We start from the raw sequence: 23,793 nt of genomic DNA, 5'->3' as shown, positions 1-23,793 counted from the left end.
CGAAAAACAGGAGGGAGAAGATGAAGACTCGAATCATAGTTCTTTTCGTTGTTCTCTTGACACTAACACTCGGAGGATGCTTCTGGAAGAGACACTTCGACCCAAAAAACGCTCCTGCCGTTCTTGGTACCTGGCAACTCGAAGGCGAAGTGAAACATGACAACACCACAATCAAGGGTACCGGCACAATGAAGATTACTTATCAGGACGGAAATACCATAAAGGGCTGGGGAAGTACGATGCCTCCCGGACTCGAACTGATAAAAGTCGATGTCGAAGGCACGGTAACCGACAAACCCGATAATTTTCTCACGGTAACTATGCAGGTACGATACCCGCCAGTAGTTGGGGATTTAAGAGATGTCATCCTCACGGGCATTGTGACCATCACAGCGACCGGAACATTTGTCAACGATGGGAAAATCTACCTCGATAGCCTCGCAAGAGAGATCGGTGAATGGAAGGGAACCCTGAAGAAATAGAATCAATATCAATTTAGCAATCAATAATGTTATTACCTGAAAGAGAGATCTAGAGAATTCCGTAGATTCTTTCTCTTTCAAATGCTCTATCTTTCCTCTACGCTTTTTCAGCCGCAAAGTGATAACTTCCGTCGTCGGTAGAAAACTGATAATTCGCACTATTCTTTCGCTAAATGCTCAATAATCCAGAAATCCATGACCGTTTTTCAATGTTTTTTCTTTGTAAATTAATGGTATATACTCATAACAATGCCAGATTATGTATCGATAAAAAAAGTCATCCGTTCGCTTGCAAGATAAAGCAATACTTCCACCTTTCCCATAATAAGGTATATATGACAGACAATGATTTCCGAAATGACATACAGAGAGATATATAAATTAGGTCATATGATTGATACTTATGTATCTATCGAATATGTATAAAATTTGATTGTATCGTATATAATAATTATGGAGTTGCATTCCTGATTATGGGGGAATACTTATGAGGATAAACATGAAAGGCATACTGATATCAATTTTCGTAGTTTTCATAGTACTTATGAGCAGTTGCGTACCGAGAGTAAAACTCTTCACTCTGGAAGTGATTTCCGACCCCGATACTATTGGGATCGTTCTTCTGGATGAGATAGAGCAGACTGAATTCGAGCCTTCGGATATTCGTCTGACTCCGTTCAGCATTAGCTTGAAGCCTGAGGAGCGAGTCGTAGTTAGAGTCGTGGACGAAGAGCCTTCTGAAGAGCTTAACGAGATTCACGTTTTTGACGTTTGGAGCGATGGATCACAAGACAATCCCAGAGTAATAACAGTTGATTCCAACAAGAAACTTGAAGCAAAGACTTTGACAAAGTTCAAGGTTACTGTAAGCACAGATCCTAAGAAACTCATTGAGATTCCCGGAAGCGGTTGGTACGAGAAGGGCAGCAGCCTCACACTCACCGCCCCGCAGGTCGAGAACTACACCTTCAACGGCTGGAACGTCAACGGAGAGGCGATAAACGACAACCCCCTGGTGATTACGGTCGACAAACCCACAAAGATCGAAGCCGTTTACAGTGAAATACCTTTCAGGACTCTTTCGGTTGGAAGCGAACCCGAAGGACTGAAGATAATCATAGACTCACTTGAGTACACATCACCTTCGAGCATTCAGGCAAGAGAGGGAACTTCCCATACGATAGAGTTCAAAGCTCAGGAGAGAGACGAAAGCTCTTTCGTATCCGGTGTAGACACAAGATATACTTTCAAGTCATGGAACGATTCCAATACTTCAAATCCAAGAACGGTGCTCCTCGATTCGGATAAGAGCTACACAGTCCAGACGGAGACACGATATCTAGTCGAGACCTCGACACTGCCCGAAGGAGTTGCCAGCATAGATGGCGCGGGCTGGGAAGTAAAGGACTCTCTTTTTTCTTATGTATCACCTGATTCAATCGGATACGACTTTTCGCACTGGGAAGTAAACGGGATCAGGATAGATGGAAGAAGCGTAGAGATAACTCATGATTCACCAAAAAAGATAGTCGCCGTATATACGCTCAAGGGATACAGCGTGAATGTAAACACTGAGCCTTCGGGGCTGGAAGTGAAAGTGAACGGAGTCAAGAAGGTAGCTCCGGCAAGTGTGGTAGTCAATCATGGAGACACGGTATCACTTGAGATAGTAACGCCACAGGAGAGAGACGAGAGCGGTAATGTAGAAGGAATAGACACAAGGTACAGTTTCACCAAGTGGAGCGACGAAAGCACTGCGAAGGCGAGAACGATAACCGTAACCGAAAACGTATCGTTGACAGCCCAGATGAAGAGTGAGTATCTCGTAAGCGTGAGCTCATCGGTAGTCTCTATTCCCGGAAGCGGTTGGTACGAGAAGGGCAGCAGCCTCACACTCACCGCCCCGCAGGTCGAGAACTACACCTTCAACGGCTGGAACGTCAACGGAGAGGCGATAAACGACAACCCCCTGGTGATTACGGTCGACAAACCCACAAAGATCGAAGCCGTTTACAGCGAAATACCTTTCAGGACTCTTTCGGTTGGAAGCGAACCCGAAGGTTTGAAGATAATCATAGACTCACTTGAGTACACATCACCTTCGAGCATTCAGGCAAGAGAGGGAACTTCCCATACGATAGAGTTCAAAGCTCAGGAGAGAGACGAAAGCTCTTTCGTATCCGGTGTAGACACAAGATATACTTTCAAGTCATGGAACGATTCCAATACTTCAAATCCAAGAACGGTGCTCCTCGATTCGGATAAGAGCTACACAGTCCAGACGGAGACACGATATCTAGTCGAGACCTCGACACTGCCCGAAGGAGTTGCCAGCATAGATGGCGCGGGCTGGGAAGTAAAGGACTCTCTTTTTTCTTATGTATCACCTGATTCAATCGGATACGACTTTTCGCACTGGGAAGTAAACGGGATCAGGATAGATGGAAGAAGCGTAGAGATAACTCATGATTCACCAAAAAAGATAGTCGCCGTATATACGCTCAAGGGATACAGCGTGAATGTAAACACTGAGCCTTCGGGGCTGGAAGTGAAAGTGAACGGAGTCAAGAAGGTAGCTCCGGCAAGTGTGGTAGTCAATCATGGAGACACGGTATCACTTGAGATAGTAACGCCACAGGAGAGAGACGAGAGCGGTAATGTAGAAGGAATAGACACAAGGTACAGTTTCACCAAGTGGAGCGACGAAAGCACTGCGAAGGCGAGAACGATAACCGTAACCGAAAACGTATCGTTGACAGCCCAGATGAAGAGTGAGTATCTCGTAAGCGTGAGCTCATCGGTAGTCTCTATTCCCGGAAGCGGTTGGTACGAGAAGGGCAGCAGCCTAACGCTCACCGCTCCGCAGGTCGAAGGCTACTCCTTCCTCAACTGGACGGTGAACGGAGAGATAGTCGAGAATCAAGAACTCTGTATAACGGTAAGCGAACCTTCGAAAGTCGAAGCCATCTACGGGCAACTTGGAAAGTACAATCTGACAGTGAGTACCTATCCTGCCGGGCTCGAAATCCTTATAGATGGAGCAAAGAAGAAGGCACCGGCAATGATAGAAGATTGGGAAGGTTCTTCGCACAGTTTCGGAATAACCGCTCTCCAGGAGAGAGACGAATCGGATAGAATAGACGGTATAGACAGCAGATACACTTTCTTGAAGTGGAATGACGGAAACACTTCGACAACCAGGAATCTCGTTCTCTCTTCTTCTGTCTCCTATACAGCCCAGATGAAGAGTGAGTATCTCGTAAGCGTGAGCTCATCGGTAGTCTCTATTCCCGGAAGCGGTTGGTACGAGAAGGGCAGCAGCCTAACGCTCACCGCTCCGCAGGTCGAAGGCTACTCCTTCCTCAACTGGACGGTGAACGGAGAGACACTAAATGATAACCCGCTTCAGATAAATCTTGACAGTCCGAAGAAAGTTATCGCCAGATACAACGCGATCCCCACTCTGGAGATCCCGGATCAGACAGTGTGCACTGGAACGAATCTGGTTCTGGACCTGAGAAACTTCGTCTCAGACTCAGATGGTGATCCTATTGTATTCTCCAAAGTATCTGGAGTTGGAACGATAAGCGGAAACCAGTTCAGCTACAATGCGAACACTGCAGGAACCTATTCGGTGACCGTTAGAGCGAGCGACGGCAGGGGCGGAGAAGCGACCGATACTTTCAGCATAACTGTTGAGTCTTCCAATAACGCTCCTCTGAAGCCTTCAAATCCAGCCCCATCGAGCGGTGCTACGGGTGTCGGAACATCTATAACACTTTCATGGAACTGTTCTGATCCCGACGGCGACGCACTTGTATATGACATCTACTTCGGTACCACGACAAACCCTGCGAGAGTTTCGGCTGGACAGACGGCAAGAAGCTACACGGCTTCGAATCTCGCTGAAAGCACGAAGTATTACTGGAAAGTTGTCGCCAGAGATGCGAAGGGCCTCGAAACGGCAGGAGATCTCTGGAACTTCACCACAAAGAGCAATCAGCCACCCGCGAAGCCTTCAAGCCCCAATCCCGCAAATAACAGCAGTGATATCGCTGCTTCAATAACTCTCTCATGGAATTGCAGCGACCCCGATGGAGACTCTCTGAAATACGATGTCTACTTCGGCGAGAGCTCGAATCCATCGAAGGTGGCCTCGGGAATAACAACGAAATCTTACAACCCCGGCAATCTTCAGAATGGAAAGGATTACTACTGGAAGATAGTAGCGACAGACGCTAAGGGAGCAACTACCCAGGGAGATGTCTGGAAGTTCAGAACAGAAGCCGCCGAAATACCACCCGAAGACGGTATAGACATGAACGGGCCGGTTTACACGGGTAATGTCCTTCTAGTAAGCAATGAATCAGAGAGCGCAAACACTACAGAGTACACTGGAACGCTCAGTTCCGATTATCTTCCATCAGGGGATGTTCTTCCTAAAAATTTACCGATTGAAGCGTATGCTATAAATCCCGAGATACCTCTCCCCGATGACATCGATCTGTCGATGAAGATGCGACCGGATCTAGTTGAGGCAGGCTTCGAACTCGCAGCCGTAGGCAGCACGAGATCCTTCCACGTTAACAATTTCAGAACGAATTTGAATTACCAGATAACCGCGACTCTTCAGTATATTGGAGAGACCTGCGAAATATGGGTCGAGAATCCTTCGGAAATAACTGTTTCCAAGGCGACGCAGCTTGGTCAGGAGTTCGATAACGTCATCTATCCTCTGGCTACTGAATACTTCTACACTCCATCAGATGTAAACGGAGACGGAAGAGTTGCGATCCTCTGTTTCGATATTCAGGACGATTTCGACAACACTGGAGCTTATGTGGGCGGTTATTTCAGCTCTGGAGATCTCTTCAATACCAGTACTTCAAACAAGATGGAGATCTTCTATATAGACACCTATCCGACGATGCGCTACCCGGCATCGAACCCGGTAGATGTTTCAAGAGCTTACAGCACTCTGGTTCACGAGTTCCAGCACATGGTCAACTTTAACAGAAACTACTTTGTGGAGAAGGGTAGTTCAATGCCGAAGTGGTTAAATGAAGGTTTGTCGATGTCTGCCGAACATATCTACAAGGGGACTCTGACAAGCAGGATCAGCTACTACAATTACGCCACCAGCATAAAGAACGGACAGTCTCTGCTTTACTGGAATGACAACGGCGATGTGCTTGCTAATTACTCGCTCTCATACCTTTTCTTGCAGTATGTCAGAACACAGGGTGGAGGAGATCCCGCTATATTCAGAGATATTCTTCTGGATAGTTGTAATGATCAGAGGGCAGTGACGGCGACGCTGGCAAAGAGAGGGGTCAATGTCGGATTTGGAGATCTCATGACAGCGTTTAGGATCGCGCTTCTCCTCAAGAAACCGACGGGATTGTATGGTTTCAGAGGCGATAGCAGTTTCGACGGCATAACGGTCTCATACTACACCGGCGGTGCGAAGAATCTGAGGGGCGGAAGCGCAATATTCAAGACAATAAACCCGAGTTTTACGGATCCGGGTAATTCGGGAAGTTCCATACAGTATGTCGGAATATGCAAGTGATGTTCTCTAAAAGAAACAGGGCGCGAAGCACGCCCTGTTCTAAAATAAAAGATCTCAGGGTAATCTCAAGAACCCTTTGTTGGTATTTCCATCTACGAAGTTCTCGTTTATAGAATTGAGTACTTCGTTCAACTGAGTAGCTGAGTAAGCGCTTCCCAGGCCGGCAAGAAAACGATTGGCCTCAGCCAGTACTTCTTCAACTGTCCAGCCTAAGAAATCACCGGAAACCACAAGTAAGTCTTTTAGATTGTAAGAACTGGCCCCGAAATCAGGATCATGAAGATCAAATCCAATACTTAACGTTAGAGCCACTGCCTGTCCCGCAAGTGTTCCGGCGTTTGTCGAAGTGGGATTCGTATAGCTTTTGTTGAAAGATCCTGAAGGACCACCAGCGGGCAAGAAATTCTGTATGGCCAGTGAACTATCAAAAAGAGCACTATAACCACTCAAGCTTCCAACCAACAGACCGTTCGGGAACGCAGAGGCGAAGTTTGCATCCCTGTAAGTTCCAGGATTGTTACCAGAAGCAGCTGTTCCCCATCCACCCATCGTCTGGGTTCTGAAATCGCCGGGTTCTATCTTTGAAACAAGAATCTTTACTTTTTCATCGTCACGATCATGTTCTAAACGGGTATCTTCACCGTAGATTACGACCGTGTTGTGAAGCTGGTATTCTCCAGGAGCGGCTCCGGTGTTGGTCGCCACAACTGTGTAGCTTACACTCCAGCTGCTGGTTAGTGAATTCCAGTCTGAGCCTTCTATTATGTTGAGCCAGTCACGATCGATGTTTCCTTCTATCGCTATTCCGGTCACGCTGAACGGATCGAAGGTGTCCTCTACGTATGCGTCTTTATCTATCTCCGTCACGTTAGGAGTCGGAAGGAGCTGCTCGGTCTGGACTTCGTCCGAAGCAGTTCCCGCCGTCGCCTTCGCTATTACCTTGAACGGCGCCGTGTAGACTGTCGGGTCGAATGTGAAGGAGTACGGTAAACCTTCTTGCGCTCCGACTGCAAGTGCGGCTATCGTGGTGGTGTATTTGTCTATCTCCACTCCGTCTGCGTCTTCCAGGATTATCTCTACAGCTATGTTCGTGAGATCGACGTTACCCGTGTTCGTAACTGTGGCAAGACCGGTCAGTGTCGCTATGTTCGTTTCCTCAACTGTCCTGGTCGCCAGAAGGGTGTATGTGAATGTGCCGTCTTCCCCTTCTTCCAGCTCTATACTCTCGGGTGTAGCGCTCTTCTCTATCTCCCAGCTGTATGCCTTCTCCTGATCCCATTCCATATCGTGTTCGTTCTCTATCTTTAGATCGCTGTCTTCGGGAACTATTATCTTTACTTCTTCATCGTCACGGTCGTATTCATCTTCAGTATCTTCACCGTAGATTACGACCGTGTTGTCAAGCGGGTATTCTCCAGGAGCGGCTCCGGTGTTGGTCGCTACAACTGTGTAGCTCACACTCCAACTGCTGGTTAGTGAATTCCAGTCTGAGCCTTCTATTATGTTGAGCCAGTCACGATCGATGTTTCCTTCTATCGCTATTCCGGTCACGCTGAACGGATCGAAGGTGTCCTCTACGTACGCGTCTTCATCTATCTCCGTCAAGTTAGGAGTCGGAAGGAGCTGCTCGGTCTGGACTTCGTCCGAAGCAGTTCCCGCCGTCGCCTTCGCTATTACCTTGAACGGCGCCGTGTAGCCTGTCGGGTCGAATGTGAAGGAGTACGGTAAACCTTCTTGCGCTCCGACTGCAAGTGCGGCTATCGTGGTGGTGTATTTGTCTATCTCCACTCCGTCTGCGTCTTCCAGGATTATCTCTACAGCTATGTTCGTGAGATCGACATTACCCGTGTTCGTAACTGTGGCAAGACCGGTCAGTGTCGCTATGTTCGTTTCCTCAACTGTCCTGGTCGCCAGAAGGGTGTATGTGAATGTGCCGTCTTCCCCTTCTTCCAGCTCTATACTCTCGGGTGTAGCGCTCTTCTCTATCTCCCAGCTGTATGCCTTCTCCTGATCCCATTCCATTTCGTGCTCGTTCTCTATCTTTAGATCCGGATTATCTATGAAAGGCTGCGGAACTGTTATTATTACACGCGCATCGTCTGAGTGCTCGGTCTTGCTGTCATATTCGGTCAGTGTTGCCGTGTTATCGAGTATGTAGAAATCCTGTTGTGGATCTTCTATCTTTTCGTTAGTGAGGAGAACCTCATAGACTAGCGAGAAGGTCTGAATTCCATCTCCCAATTTCTCCAATACCCAGCTTCCCGTTGTCGGTGGTACATATGCTGCACTAAACCCACCGGGTATTTCGCTTTCAATATCCCTCAACTGGTCAGCTATCGTTGCGGTGGCGTCCGTGGACTCTGCAAGTCCGCTCAATGTGAAGGTAGCATTCAGAGTGAAGGGGAAGAGATCGTCCGCTGTAATCGAAGCCCGAATTCTGTACTCATCAACGCCTTCCTTTGGATCGAAGGTGAAATCATACTTATATGAACTGGATTCTCCCGGGTTCAAAGTGGGAGTCGCCGAAGTATCGACATTTATCGCGGTGAAACCTTCCAGATCTGTATATACATCTCCAAGAAGATACTGAAGTATCACAGTTATTGAAATGTTTGAAGCCGGCAGTTCGCCGGTGCTGTTGAGATTAACTGCCCCGGAAAGCGAAAAAGATCCATCTGCCGGAGTTCTGGTCGCATTGATAGTATAGCTTAAAGCCGCCGATTCTCCGAGTTTCAACTCCACAGATTCGGGATCGACACTCTTTTCGATTTCCCAGTCATAGGTAAAACCTCTGACAAGCGGATCATCTATATCACCCTCGAGCTTTGGTTTCTTATCTATCACCGGAGTATCGTCGTGATATATGAATGAATTGATACAAACACCATATTTAACTCTGGTTCTCGTGCCAACTTTTCGAAACTCGCTGTAAGTACCGAAATATACTTTTTGACCATCTGATAGCTTTCCAAGAGGAAGAGACAGTGTGTATTCTTTAAGAGGAGTAATATGAACTTCTCCAGAGAACAATGACGGGTCTGTCTTGCCATCTTCGTTCTTAGGCATCCCAGTTAGTGTTGTTGAGGTTGCTGCACGGCTTTCAAGAAGAAGCCAACCATCAGAAGCTTCAAATCTTAAGAACAAAGTCGCATCATCCTCAATCCATGCATGTACGGTTGCTAATAACTCACCCTTGACGACTATTTCGTAAGAAGACCTAAGCCCGCTTATCGAACCAAGTTCGAACTGTATCTCGTTTTCCGGAAACTCTTCAATTATCAACTCTTCCTGTTCTTGCGGTCTTATACAACCTGCCAGAACTAAGAGTATAAGAATCGCTACTACAATAATCAAACTTCTTTTCATAACTCCACCTCCACCTCAATGGGTGTAAAATAACCTTATCCAGTCGATTGATATGCAACTATATGCCAGGCCACCCCGAAATCTCTCAAAAAGAAATAATAAAGTGCCGAAGTAATCATAAGAAGAAGAACAATGAAGTTTCTTTAATTATCATACCATAAATCAAATACAAACGTATGCTTAGAAATCACCTTCATATATGTAAACCAGTCGAACGCTATCGCTGTTTATCGAGCTAATGTCTGCTGTAACTCTTATATTGCCTTTTTCAGGGATTTCAGCACTCAGTTTAGTTGAAGCGCCCGAAGCTAAACTAAATTCATCTCCAAAGGAAACCAATTTCACTCTCTCAAACTCGAGCCATGTTCCTTCTTCTTCGATCTCAAAGAGAAGTTCCACAGTAATAAACAAAGCTTCAGTATTACCCTCATTTATAAGAGATAGATCACAGTAAGCCAAACCGTTTCGGCGTTCGACGCGAAGTTCGCCGGTAAGTATTGAATTCAGATCAATCTGGCCTGAGTCTCTATATATCGTACCAAGATAGGCTGTTGGAATAGTCGAGATCTCAATGTCGTCGGCGTTTCTCATTTCTAGATAAATTGCGGTGAAGAAACTCGTTGTAAAATCATCGAGAAAATCTAGATCAACTTCATAGGAAGCAAAATTGACAACATTGTCAAAGTGCACATTTGTAGAAAAGGATGCAATATCCAATATACCGCTATCGTCAAGCTTGAATTCATCAATTGTTTCTTTAGTCTCGAAAGCGATTCTGCTGAACATCCATCCATCAAGACCCTCAAAACTGAGGATAAGTGAATCGTTTTCAATCCAAAAAGAGAAGGTTCCAACACTCGCTCCTGCGACAACAATCTCTGTTCTTCGGACACCAAAAGCGTCCGGTGGTAGAATCTGGGGCTCAAGAGAGATAACGTTTTCTGCAGGTTCGCCAGTCAATCGAGGTGTAAGCAGGCAACCGCTCGCTGTGAATATCAGAATCGCTATAGTCAGAACTAACCCAATCTTCGACATTCTTCTTACCTCACTTCCCAGTTCAATAACGAGTAACCTTTAACATATTCTACTCCAAACGAGCTCAAAATCATACGAATGATAAAGAGAAATTAGTAAAATATAGATGTTATAATTATTACATTAATTTGACAGCGGGTGCATTCTATGGATTCATGGTTCGATGGCGCTTACTTTAGAATTGGAATATAGATACTAATAACAGTAGAGAATCGACAATCTGTCTATGTTAAAATAGTAGAAAAGACCTAAAGGGTGATGACTGCCAAAAGCAGTCATAAAATGTTCGTTATACTTAATCGATTGATACATACGTTTGCTGTAATCAATACTGGTTTATTGTACTGTCGTTTGCAATGAAGGGCTTTTCGCAAGCAAGAACGCTTGATTGGTGAACTAGCCACTCGTTATCTAGAAACACGAAATTGCTCTTTTTTCTGTATCTTTCTTTGTAGAAATGCTAAGAAACATAGAAGAACCGGCCCATAAATCAGGCCGGTTCTGCATGTTTATTCTTCTGAGTGGTCTAGTTGGTTTTTGAGATCTGCTCATCCACCTTATAGAAGCCTTCGGGCCAACTGAAGTCTCTGGGGCAAATCGCTTTCTCGTCATCAAATACGTTTCCAGAGCCCAGAACAGTCCCATTGAAGACAGTACCGCCACAACCGCAATCGGTACAACTTTTGAGATAGAGATCGAAACCGTGACGAATATTGTCCAAGAATCGGTTGTTTTCGAACTCTACGGTAGAGGTGCTTCTCAGAAGTATTCCATTGTCCATGTTTCTCATAATTAGATTGTCTCGAATTAGTCCGTTAGCCGTTCCTGTTATCGAAATGCCTATCGTATTCTGATCGAAGGTTGAATTCAAAACTTTGAAGGTGATCTCATTTGAAAGATATAGGCCAGTGCCGTTTCGTACAAAAACCGAGTTGGCAACTTCTACTTTTCCAGTACCATAAGCGTAAAGCCCTGTCAAACGTTCTCCCAGCTTTTCGGGATTGTACTCGCTTTCTAGAGCGGAGAAAGTACAATTGGTAACAGTTATATAAGTACCGGAAGAACCGCTAAAAGACACTCCGAATCTACCACCTTTGATAATGCAGTCATTGATTTCACCAGATGACCTCGAAAACTGGATTGCCGGTCCCAGAGTTTTCAATGTCAGTCCAGATATCTTGACACCATTACCATTACGAACGTAAATAATTGCCGATGACTCATTACTTGCGCTAATAACAACTTCGTCTCTAGAAGATCCTACAATATGTATGCTTTTTGAAATACTTATATTCTCAGTATAATTGCCAGGAAGGATAAATACCGTATCACCGGTCTTTGCAGCGCTAACTGCTTGCTGTATGGTTTCGTAATCTCCGCCTAGTCCGGCATACAATGTATTCCCGGAATCCACTACAGATGGTAAAGGAACGACGATTGAAAAATTCGTAAGTGCTGTTGCGCCTTTTGTATCAATAACTTGTACAGAAAACTTATTCTCTCCATAGTCGAGATCTTTCCCGACAACCTTGAGCTTATAACTTTCTATAGTTCCTTTTCCCGAACTTAGGAAGAATGAAAGTGAATCACCATCTGGATCACTTGCCATCTTTTTCAGGTCCAGAGTGAGTTCGCCTTCGCGAGATAATTCAAGATTATCAATTGAGATTATCGGACTACGGTTCTTGTCTTCTATGATAAGATTAAAAGCCGCCTCTGTTTCCTTGCCTTTGTCAGTCTTTGCAATTATAATTACCTTGCTTGTACCTGAATCTTCGAATGAAGCTGAATACAGGTAATTGTTTCCCTCTATTTTTCCTTTTCCTTCTTTCAGCTCGAAAGAAAGTTTTTCGTTAGTTGAGACCTCGGCAAAATCCGTTAACAAAAGCCGTAGAACGGAGCCTTCTTCAATTCTTTGATCGGGAATCTCGAATTTGGGTGGTTTGGGTGAACTGCATGCACTAATGAGCAACACTAAAAGGGCAACGAATATAGGAAACGCATGCTTCTTGCGCATTAAAATACCTCCAATCATGAATGAGAGATCGAACAATTATAACACGCAGCGTTGACTTGAAAGGCTCTACATTCAACTGGAAACAACTCTCGCTATCATGTGTTTTATGAAAGTATCTCAGTACATTCGTTTTTGTTAGAAGGGTATTGGATCGGTCTCTTCTAAAATCATGAAAGACTTTGATATAATAAATTATCAACTATTTTAATCGGTTCAATCTTTGGACTAAATACCTATGGGGGCTTGATTATATGAGAAATGGAAGAGGAGACTCAACACTTCGGATTCTGTTTAATGGAGTACTGGCAATAGTCATACTAACACTTTTCTTGCCTGCATGTTTCAAACTTGGCGGAGAACCCTCGATCGATACTGAATTCACTCTGACCCGTGAGATTTCACTCATGGGAATCAGCGAATTTGCTTTCAGCGTCGATGTGAAGGGATTAAAGGATGCGGCAGTTGTCGATTTCGACAACGGGATGCCTTCAATAGCACTGAGTGGAGGCAAGGCCGAATCGAGATTCTTCGCGAATACCGGGACAGAGCAAGTGACACTCTCAGTTAGAGACTCCAGGGGTGTGGAGCTTCTAAAGAAGACGGTTGCTCTTCCTGAGACTAAGTCAACATTCGACATTGCAGCAGTGGAAGACAGGACTGGAGTCTATGTACTCATAGACGACGAGCTTATCTTCTACTCTCTTGAATGCCTTGAGAACATGACATTTGAAGAGAAGGTCGAACTGCTTATTAAAGTACTCTCCGTCAATGATTCTTATGTGATCATAGACACACAGCCTTTTGGAGCCTGGATCTGGGACTTTGAAACATATCCTGCAAATCCTAAGTATGACCTGACACAGGATACGCTTGACACACTCGGACTTCCAAACTACGCGCTTGCCATCTGTGAAGTTAGTCTTTTCAACATACTTAATGGTAGGTTCCTTTATGAGCTCGTGGTTTCAACTGAAGGAAATGGTTCGGTAGTTGTTGCTCCTGAAGAGAGTATATATGAAGAAGGGACGGAAGTCTCCCTTACGGCAGAACCGGCTGAGGGCTGGTTATTCGAGCAGTGGACAGGCGATGCCACCGGATCGGACACAGAGATCGTAATCACTATGGATAGCGATAAGTCAATTACGGCCAGTTTCAAGCTCGAGAGATATACGGTTACTTTCTTTGTGAGCGATTTTGAAGGAGCAGTAGAGGGAGCACTTGTTAGTTTTGCCGGAGAAGAAAGAGAGACTGATGCTCAAGGGAAAGTGGAATTCTACGAAATAACTCCAGGAAACAAGGATTACACGATAACCAAGTTGGGATACGAAGACCTGGCAGGAAACGTGATCGTAGATTCCGACAAAACCGTTGACATAGTATTGGTTGGGAAAACCTATGAACTGACAACTCTGGTTTCCGGAGATGGCTCGATCTCGAGGTCGATTGAAAAGGAAAGGTACAACCATGGGGAGATTGTCGAGCTGACGGCTATACCGGCCAGTGGATGGAACTTCAATGGTTGGACCGGAGATCTGGAAGGCTCTCTGAATCCAACGTCCATTACAATGGACGGTGATAAGAGTGTAACCGCACACTTTTTGGAACACCGGTATTCTGTTGAGGTATATGCCAGTCCAGAAGATGGAGGTGCTGTCTCCGGTGGTGGTACATATGCCTACGGTGAAGAAGCCCTACTAATCGCTGAGGCAAGTGAATGCTATATGTTCTCCGGCTGGTACGAAAATGGCCAGCTTGTCAGTGAAGACCGGGAGTACAGATTCGACGTCTTTAATGATAGAGTGATTGAGGCCAAATTCGTGGCATCTGTATTGTCTAAGGATTTCAGATTCGTTCTGGAGAGCGCATTTTTCGGTTGTAAGTATGAAGTAAGGCTTGAGCTAGACCCGGCGATCATAAAAGTGAGATTCATATATCCAGATATCGATCCAGAGATTCAAACCCCGATTCCTGAAGAAGCAATTCCTGACGGAAATGGAGTTGTGGATCTTTCGGCCTTCTGGACTAACAGAGATGCACAGGCCGTGATTATCGTCTGTTATGTAGGGGATGAGGTTGTCTCGCAATGTGAAGCGGTTCTTTCGAAGGAAAATCTCGCAGAATTTGAAATTGCATTCAGTGTCAGCGATGACTCTGTTCCGCTTCAGGGAGCAAATGTGAGTTTCAATGGAGAGTCTCAACAGACAGATTCCCAGGGCCGGGCCGTCTTTTCGGAAGTTCCGGTCGGGAACAGGGCATACACGGTAAGCAAGATCGGATACGAGAACTCTACCGGAAGTGTTAATGTAGATTCAGACAAGAGCGTGAATGTCTCTCTAGCTAAAAAGACTTACACGCTTTCGACTAACGCGGTCGGGCAGGGTTCGGTCTCGAAAAATCCCGACAAATCGACTTACGCTCACGGCGAGATAGTTCAGCTGACGGCGATTCCATCAACGGGCTGGAACTTCACCGGCTGGAGCGGAGACCTTAGTGGTACTGCCAATCCGGCAAACATAACAATGGACTCAAATAAGACAGTAACGGCGACCTTCACAATAAAGAAGTACACGATAGCCGCGTCGGCAAATCCTCCTGCCGGAGGAAGTGTGAGCGGCGGAGGAAACTACACTCACGGAGATACTGTAAACCTTGTGGCCACTCCAAGCGAAGGCTATGAATTTGTCAACTGGACGGAGAACGCAGTGCAGGTGAGCGCGAATGCCGCTTACTCGTTCACGGCGACCGCGAACAGGACACTCGTGGCCAACTTCAGACTTAAGACCTACACGATCACCGCAACGGCGGGCACGGGAGGAAGCATAAATCCCGCGGGGAGTGTGAACGTTACCCACGGCTCTAATCAGTCATTCACGATAACTCCGGACACCGGATATGACATAGAAGATGTGAAGGTAGACGGAGTTTCCATTGGAGCCGTATCCAGCTACACATTCAACAACGTGACTGCCAGTCATACTATCTCCGTCACATTCAAACTCAAGACCTATAGCCTAACGACAAACGTAATTGGTCAGGGGACTGTCACGAAGAATCCAGACAAAGCAACATATACTCATGGTGAAGTCGTTCAGCTCACAGCCAATCCTTCTGCCGGCTGGGCTTTCGACACCTGGAGCGGAGATTTGAGCGGCTCTGCAAACCCGGCCAATCTGACTATGAACGGAAACAAAACGGTGACTGCCGATTTCGTCAGAGTATATACGGTAACTTTCAATGTAAGCGATAACCAGGGAAAAGTTCAGGGCGCTAACGTCGCCTTCAACGGTGAGAACAAGAGCACCGACGCGCAGGGAAAGGCCGTCTTCACAAACGTTCAGTCAGGAACAAGATCATACACGATAAGCAAGACGGGATACAACAACGTGACTGATAACGTCAATGTCGATGGAGACAAGACGGTAGATATTATCCTGACAAAGAAGACCTATACAATAGCCGTTTCGGCCAATCCTGCAGCCGGAGGAACTGCTGCCGGTGGAGGGGTCTACACCCATGGAGATACTGTCAATCTTTCAGCCACCCCCAAAGAGGGATACAGGTTCGTCAACTGGACAGAGAATGGAGCACAGGTAAGTACTAACGCCAGTTATTCATTTACGGCTACAAAGAACAGAACGCTAGTTGCGAACTTCTCAATTCAGCAAGAGGTGGGAGGGTTTAAAGTTGCTAACTCCTGGGGAATAGGTGGATGGGAAAACGTCCCTGACGGTTTTCTGTATATAACCTATGAAGCCATGAAACAGAATAAGGTTCTGTGCTTTGCAGTTGATCCGAAAGATAACTATGAACCCAGAGCGATAGCCGTTTTCAAGATATCACATTCCGTCAGGAATGATTGCTTCGTATATGTAGGCGTAGGAAACCCCTCTTCTCCTTCAAGAGAGAAGAGGTTCGATGACTATTATCAATGTAGCGGTCCATATCCTTATCCAGACAACAAAATGGTTCTGGACATAACCGAACTCCTTCCATTCAACAACGAGACTTTGTATCTGAAAGTATATGATACGAAGACAGGCAGCACAGGCACTATCGAGTTCTTCTCGGTAGAGATATACGACAACTATCCATCGGGAATTCCTTCAAATGTCTTCATATCCACACAGACACCAAAGAACACCGTCAACAACTCTTATGTGAATGTACAGATTCCGGGTGTCACAGTTTCGGCCATTTCGAACTATGATCTCTCTTCAAACGCTGGAGGTCTTTCAAAGAGACTACTCGAAGGAATGAAAGAAACGATGGGTGTGTATGAAGAGGGAAGAGACTACAACGAGATAATAAACGGTTACGGCACTGGTCTGAGACCGCCCTCGGTTGAAGAGTGGGAAGAGATAGCAAACAGCTGGTATGAGATGAAGCCTTTTGATCTGCAGGAGACGCTACCTGTTTCTCTGGACCATTCAAGTTCGATCCACTTTCCACCGATAGGTAATCAGGGAAGTGAAGGTTCATGTGTAGCCTTCTCAGTAGGGTATTACACGGCCACTTTTTATGAAGCCTGTGACAGGAACTGGGACCTAAGCGGTGCTCAATGGGTGGGAGGATACTACGGAGCGCCCACCGTGTCCTACCAGGACAGGATACTCAGTCCAGATTTCATCTATCACCAGATAAACAACGGAAGCGCATCTGCAGGTTCCGCATACCAGGATGCGATGAAGCTTATATCTAATACAGGCGTGAGCAGCTGGAAAGAGATGCCCTATAATCCTAACGACAGCAAGACTTGGCCTTCGGAGTCTGCGTGGAGAGAAGCCCCGAGGTACAGGAGCCATACTAATGTAATGAGTGTCCTGAGAGTGGAAAACGATCAGGACATTCAGACACTAAAAGCCTACATAAATGCCGGATATCTAGTTTCCATTTCCGTCGATGCTTACAAGTATGACTATCTTACAGCAAACGATGTCTGGAATTCAAACAATTACACCAATCCTAACACGAACCATGCGAACACAATCGTTGGCTACGATGACAATATGAGCAGTCAGTAATAGCTTTTCTTTCAAACTCTTTTCTCAGATGAAAAACAGCGGGGATTTCTCCCCGCTGTAAGTTGCAACCTTAGAGTGTTGTAGGTCGCCGTCACTATCAAGATTCTCGTCCATATCGCATTTACAGTACACCCAATTGAAAAATATATGCTTACTGATCACCGCACAAATTCAGCCGAACGGAAACGACTCGCGGAATTCAACATGTTCTTTGGCCACAAAAGGGCACATCTCTGATCATTTCAGGTCTTTTAAAAGAGATTCCACACATTGCGAAACAAGCTTATCACCTGAATAGCAAAGAATCAGTATGGATTCGGCCTCTGTATTGGTCCAGAAAGAATTGATGTAAACATCTCCATTCCCGTCAGGTACCACCTCTCCGGGTATAGGAGTCTGAATATCCGGATCAATATTAGGATATATAAACCTGACTTTTGTTATTCTCAAATCCAGTTTCATAGTGACCTCATATTTACGACCCAGAAATAGATTCTCGAGAATGAATTTGAACTCTTTCGATTTAACTGCATTCACAAATCTGGCTTCGAGTTCTATATCTCTCTCCACGACGAAGCAGAATTCGTTTTCTTCGCTCACAAGAAGCCCATCTTCATACCATCCGATAAACATATAACAGTCGTTGGCCAGCGCTGTGACAACTATCTCCTCTCCGAATGTGAAAGAGCCACCGCCAGTCACTAATCCGCCTTCTTCAGGACTCGAAAAAACGTTTACTGTGTACTGATTGGCTCTGAACGTGGCTGTCACTTCTTTGTTAGCATTCATTGTAATGCTTGCGGGATTCTGAGACCCTTCAAGATCTCCACTCCAACTATCGAAGCTCCATCCTTGTGCAGGTTCAGCTGCTAATTCCACTATTTCTCCATGCAGATACTTATCAAGATCTGGGCTCTTTTGTACGCTTCCGTTACCCAGAACATTTACTCCCAACTCATAGGTTTTCACTGCAAAGTTTGCCACAAGGGATCGATCAGTGGTTAAAATGAAAGAGTATTCTGGATCCAGACTAACCTGAGCTCCATCCTCCGTCCAGTTGACAAATTCATAGCCCTCATTTGGTGTAGCAATAAGGGTTACTACTTCTCCATAGTCGAACACTCCTGTTCCTTTAACTGATCCACCAGCTGCGGGATTAGAAGAAGCCGTGACTGTAAGCTTCATGATTGAGAAAATGGCAGTTACTGAACGATCTGAATTCATCGTAATATTGACGGGATTGGCATTACCAACAATCGCTCCGTTCCAGCCGGTGAAGCTCCAGCCATCATCGGGAACAGCGGTGAGCTGAACGACTTCACCGTGCAGATAAGACGTTTTGTCCGGGCTTTTCACGATAGTGCCCTGACCGATTGTATTAGTAGTAAGCAGGTAGCTTTTCTTGGAAAGAGTGATATCTACCTGTTTGTTGCTATCCACGTTGATATCTCCGGTGATGTCATGGTATCCCTCTTTGCTTACGGTATATGTCTTGTTTCCCGGTGGAACATCCGAAAATACTGCCTTACCGTCAGCATCTGTCATCTTTGCTTGGGAGTTAAAAACTATTGAGGCTCCCTGAACCGCACCCTGAATATCATGAACATTGAAGGTTATGACATACAACGGTGCTGGAAGCACGGTAACATTTACTGTTCCTCGAGCCTTCTTGAACCCGTCTCTGGTAGCCTCGACTGTGATAGAGGTTGTGCCCTGTGCAACAGCGGTGACTAATCCCTCCGAAGAGACAGTCGCGATAGAATCGTTATTAGTTGAAAAAGAAACTTTTGAATCTGCAGGATCGACTGTATAAGCAATAAGAATAGATTCTCCGACAGCTATCTGAAGAGAGTCTGTTTGGATATTCAGTTTTACCACTTTGAGCACACAACCCTGAACCAGCATCATGAGAAGGGAAAATGCCAGGAAAATTCGGATAGCTCTTTTCATATGAATCTACCCCTTTCTAGCAAAGGATACTTTCGCAGCTCTCTATACAGTATTCTACCATGGCAGCAAAAAGGTTGTTCATATGGAGTTACGGAGATTGGTAATAGAAGAAAGAAACAGCGGGGATTTCTCCCCGCTGTAAGCTAATAATTATTGTGGTTGTGGGTAGTACACTGTCGTCGCGGTAGCCTCGTTGCAGCATACATCCTGAACTGCAAGCCAGGCTGTTCCAGTAGCTTCGTCGTCCAGGAACCAGTAAAGCGTGTTCTTCCACTTTTTACTTATGTACTGGTCTGTGAACTCGTCCGGCACGAAGAAGTCTCCGGCCTGAAGATCAAAGTCAAACGAATCAGTTTCAGACTCAGTGACCGTGGCTTCCAGACTTCCCTGGCTTACCCAGACAGATGCTATGTTGAAGCAGTTATCCGTCGCTTCCCAGCTCAATTCCAGGTAAGGATCTTCGTTTCCATCGTATTTCACATCTCCAAACGAGAAGTAGCTTATCACCGGTGGTTTTGTGTCTATGTTACCTATTACGACTGCTGCTTCAACCTCGTTGCCGGCTGCGTCCCAGGCCGTGAACGTGGCCACCAGTGTTGTTTCGCAATCGATTTCTCCAAAGCACCATGTTACTGTGCCGCTTATGGGCAGCGAACTATTGCAAGGTACGGAGATTTGCTTCTTCGCTTGTCCGTCGATAGTTCCGATATTCGCTTCTATCGTTCCTACCCACCATTCAATACAGTTATCGTTGCATACCAAACAGTCTTCGCTTGTGATCTCCCAGGTGAGCGTTACACATTCGGCTTCACATTGCTCATATGGTTCGACTTCAAGTGAAATGTCCGGGGCCAGTGTGTCTACCTTGATCTCTGTCCCGTCGGATGTCTTTCCACAGGCATCCCATGCCGTGAAGGTTATTTCCGCCATCTGGCAGTCAAGTCCGGATATGTTCCATCTCCAGTTAGAATTACCCTGGCCATCCTCATCGTTCTTCCATGGAGCATTGGGCTTCTGTCCGTAAGGTACCCACTGCATGTTGGTTACATTCGGATCGGGGTCTACGTCTTCCCAGTGTTCAATATATCCGGCTGTCACTTCTATCACGAAGCCTTCTGGACAGTTGTCGGTTGCTTCCCATGTGAGAAGTGTGGTCGGCGAGTTGTACACGACGTCGCATAATTCCTCCGGATCCGGCACCGGTTCCATGTCGAATTCCCAGGATAGGATCTCGGGCTTTACGTTGTCTATGTTGTAGGTCGCCGTCGCTACCGTCTCGTTTCCACAGCTGTCGATAGCGGTTATTGTGAGCGTTATATCCCCACAATCGAGATTCTCGAATGTCCATGTCGCATTTCCAGTAGGACCAACGAGTATGCCGCCATTTCCATCCAATACCTGCGTGTAAACCAAAGGCGTCGCGTCTAGCGTTCCATAGTTAACCGCGAGGCTTACTTTTTCGATGCAGTTGTCTGTTACGTCCCAGTTGAATGTCGTGAATGTAGCGCAGTGATCCGGTTCGAGTATGTCCAGCTCTATCGAAGGCGCCATGTTGTCAACAAGAAGCGTAGCTTCTTTCGTCGTTGTGTGTCCGCAATAGTCAACTGCGGTTATCGTGTACGTGAGTACTTCACAGTCTATCTCCGGCAGTTTCCACAGTACTTCTCCGGACCAGCAGTCGCTTTCGCATATCCACGTGAAGCAATCAAGTCCCTCGTCGAGACAGCCCTTGGATACGTTTATCATCACGTAATCGAGGCAGTTCTCTTCAACTTCATAGTTGATATTGACTGATCTGCCAGTTACGCATTCTTCTTCGTCCACTACGTTAAAGTATTTTATTACCGGCGCCAGGTTGTCCACTGATATGGAATCGGTGTGGTATCCTTCGTTCCCGCAAGCGTCGGTCGCATAGACTGTCACTTCAAGTTCGCAGCAGTCAACGGGGTCCCAGGTCAGTGTGGCCATACCGCTAAGCCCGTCTTCACTGAGTTCGTAATCAACCTTCGGACCATAATGGACGGCTTCGGCGAAGGCGTCATCAAAGCCGCAGTTGAAGATGGCTTGGATTCCGGTGAATGTTGCATCCTGGCAATCGGATATCGTCCAGCTGAATACCAGCGAAGTCGCTGTTGGGCTGCAGATATCTTCTCCAAGATCGAATTCAACCACAGGAGCCACGTTGTCCACAAAGAAGGTCTCTGTCCAGGTCGTTGTGTTCCCGCAGTCGTCTTCTCCGGTTATCGTTATTGTGATGTCTTCACATTCGGTATTGGGGAATCTCCATTCCCAGTTGCCATCGTCTTCGTAACCCAGTCCCTCGACGAACTGTCCCTTGTTAACCCAATCCCAAATGTCTTCTCCAATTTCTTCATAGTGGAAGAGGCTTCCGTGGGTTACGGCTATTGTTGTTCCATAGAAGCAGTTGTCGTAAAAGTCCCAGTTCACTTCAGTGGACACTGTGTTGCATTCAACATCTACGTGTTTCACGTCAAGGTCTTCCTCCGGAGGAACGTTGTCAATGTCGAACGTGTAGCACAGTTCGTAGAAGAGTTCGCATTCTCCACAATCTTCCGCCCATACTTTGACCGTTACGCACATCTCTTCACAGTCATAACCCGGGAAGTTGTATGTTACTGTGGCTTCGCCCGTGGTGAGTAGTTCGGCTTCTTTCGCGAATCTATCTTCTACAGTTCCCCAGCAGGCATACAGCTCTACCTTCGTTACGTTAAGTATGTCGAAGTAGTTGATCTTCACCGGGAAGGTCAGTGTCGTAGCATCGCACGGCACTTCTTCTGGATCGAATCCTATGAAGATTACATCGTCATTTGTGAGTCCGTTTATATCTTCTATCACAAGTGGCCATTCGTCAGTGTTCCCACAGTAGTCTTTTACTACCGCCGTCAATGTCGCATCGGCGCAGGCTACCGTTCCGAATTCCCACCAGAAGGTGATCAGATATTCGCATTCTCCCGGTACGAGTTCCTTGCTCACAAACTCCGGCTCTGTTTCGAATGGACCTTCTACAAGTATGTCGAAATATACAGGGTCCGGATTGCAGCAAGTCTTTACGTACAGATATGTGCCAGTGGCGTCGCAATCGAATTCTTCGTACCAGAAGTCAAGAATTTCGATTGCTCCTTCACTGTTGAGTACATATATACCTTCTGCGTAGTCCTTTGTCACTGATTTCGTAACGTTTGTTGCCTTTATCGCCAGCGGCTTGAAGGTGTTCAGTGATACCATCGGAGCTGTGAACGACGCCGTGTAGATGTCGCCGTTCTTTTCGGCTACCACTGTTTCGCCTTCAAATGTTATCTCCACTACTTCTGCGTTCTGCACTTCTACCGTTATTTCGAAGTCTGTGCCTTCACACACCGGATCGGGTTCGTAGCTGTAATCAACAATGTATGGAGAGAATTCCTCGACAAAGTTTGCCGTAATCGCTTTGTCTTCATCCATCACGATCGTCTCTTCTGGGTCGGAGCTTTCCAGGTCTCCCGTCCAGCCACCAAAGTACCAGCCGGTTCCCGCCAGCGCCGTCAGCGAGACTTCCGTTCCCTCTTCATACAGCAGCTCTTCAGGATCGACTGTTACTTCCCCGTCTCCAACTACCGTCAGGTCAAGGATATACAGCGACTTCCCGTTGAGTATGTTGAAGAATCCGCCTTCACAGATTGCAAGCGCGTAGTTCGGGAGTCCGAGTGTGTCAAGCGTATCCTGTGTCAGGTCATACTTCGGGTTGTTTGGATATGTTGCGAAGTCCCAGATCCACGCATCTTCTCCCGACTGAATTACAACATAAGAATCGTTCACAAGTATTACGTTAATGAGCAGCTCGACCTTCTCTGCAAATGTCATGTTCTCTAGGCATTCGAGAGAGTAGAAGATAAGCTCGTCGTCTATGAGTACGTAGATTCCTGTCTTGTCTTCCACTGCTGCCATGTCGAATGTTGACTTTGTTTCTTCAAGTGCAACTGTCTTCTTTAGAAGCTCCACACCCCTGGAGTCTCTAACTGAGAGTGTCACTTCGCCTGTCCCAATGTTCGCGAAGAATCTCGATTCGGCCTTGCCTCCACTCAGCGCCACGGAAGGCATACCGTTGTCGAACTCGACAACCGCCGCGTCCTTTACTCCCTTCACATCGACGCTGAAAGCAAACTCGCTGATTCCCATGAGTGAAATCTCACGGGTCAGAGTGAATTCGGCATCAATTGAGGGTTCTCCGCCAAGTTTGAAACATGCAGGCAAGAAAAGCGTTAGTACGACTATTGCCAGTACGAGACCGTAGAAACCCTTGCGTTTAAGCATGCAAACTCAACCTCCTTTTTAGGTTCAACTCAATCATAA

The 23,793-nt window shown here is 46.2% G+C and carries 8 protein-coding genes; 3 read left to right on the top strand and 5 right to left on the bottom strand.

Features of this window, described 5'->3' with window-relative positions; all coding sequences use genetic code 11:
- Positions 1 to 20 precede the first annotated feature (20 nt).
- Positions 21 to 482 (top strand): hypothetical protein, encoded by a 462-nt coding sequence (locus MESINF_RS08860; protein WP_169699484.1) that lies wholly within the window; start codon positions 21 to 23, stop codon positions 480 to 482.
- A gap of 487 nt (positions 483 to 969) precedes the next feature.
- On the top strand, positions 970 to 6,054 hold the full coding sequence (locus tag MESINF_RS08855; protein ID WP_169699483.1) for an InlB B-repeat-containing protein: 5,085 nt from the start codon (positions 970 to 972) through the stop codon (positions 6,052 to 6,054).
- 54 nt (positions 6,055 to 6,108) lie between these two features.
- Here MESINF_RS08855 and MESINF_RS08850 read toward each other — a convergent pair whose 3' ends face one another.
- The 3 genes from MESINF_RS08850 to MESINF_RS08840 form a co-directional block, all read right to left on the bottom strand.
- Positions 6,109 to 9,420 (bottom strand): hypothetical protein, encoded by a 3,312-nt coding sequence (locus MESINF_RS08850; RefSeq protein WP_169699482.1) that lies wholly within the window; start codon positions 9,418 to 9,420, stop codon positions 6,109 to 6,111.
- 180 nt (positions 9,421 to 9,600) lie between these two features.
- Positions 9,601 to 10,455 carry a hypothetical protein gene (locus MESINF_RS08845; RefSeq protein ID WP_169699481.1) on the bottom strand — a complete coding sequence of 285 codons (855 nt, stop codon included), beginning with the start codon at positions 10,453 to 10,455 and terminating at the stop codon, positions 9,601 to 9,603.
- Positions 10,456 to 10,981: 526 nt separating this feature from the next.
- Positions 10,982 to 12,472 (bottom strand): right-handed parallel beta-helix repeat-containing protein, encoded by a 1,491-nt coding sequence (locus MESINF_RS08840; protein ID WP_169699480.1) that lies wholly within the window; start codon positions 12,470 to 12,472, stop codon positions 10,982 to 10,984.
- Between the two features lie 251 nt (positions 12,473 to 12,723).
- Here MESINF_RS08840 and MESINF_RS08835 point away from each other — a divergent pair, with 251 nt between their 5' ends.
- Positions 12,724 to 17,493: an InlB B-repeat-containing protein gene (locus MESINF_RS08835; protein ID WP_169699479.1), complete on the top strand. Its 4,770-nt coding sequence runs from the start codon at positions 12,724 to 12,726 to the stop codon at positions 17,491 to 17,493.
- A gap of 237 nt (positions 17,494 to 17,730) precedes the next feature.
- Here the strand turns inward: MESINF_RS08835 and MESINF_RS08830 are convergent, their stop codons facing one another.
- Both MESINF_RS08830 and MESINF_RS08825 read right to left on the bottom strand, forming a co-directional pair.
- Positions 17,731 to 19,443: an InlB B-repeat-containing protein gene (locus MESINF_RS08830; protein WP_169699478.1), complete on the bottom strand. Its 1,713-nt coding sequence runs from the start codon at positions 19,441 to 19,443 to the stop codon at positions 17,731 to 17,733.
- A 150-nt stretch (positions 19,444 to 19,593) separates the two neighbouring features.
- Positions 19,594 to 23,754: an InlB B-repeat-containing protein gene (locus MESINF_RS08825; protein ID WP_169699477.1), complete on the bottom strand. Its 4,161-nt coding sequence runs from the start codon at positions 23,752 to 23,754 to the stop codon at positions 19,594 to 19,596.
- Positions 23,755 to 23,793: the final 39 nt, after the last annotated feature.

The sequence above is a fragment of the Mesotoga infera genome (genome assembly GCF_900157305.1).
GTDB classification, from domain to species: domain Bacteria; phylum Thermotogota; class Thermotogae; order Petrotogales; family Kosmotogaceae; genus Mesotoga; species Mesotoga infera.
This window is presented reverse-complemented; position numbering and strand designations above follow the sequence as displayed.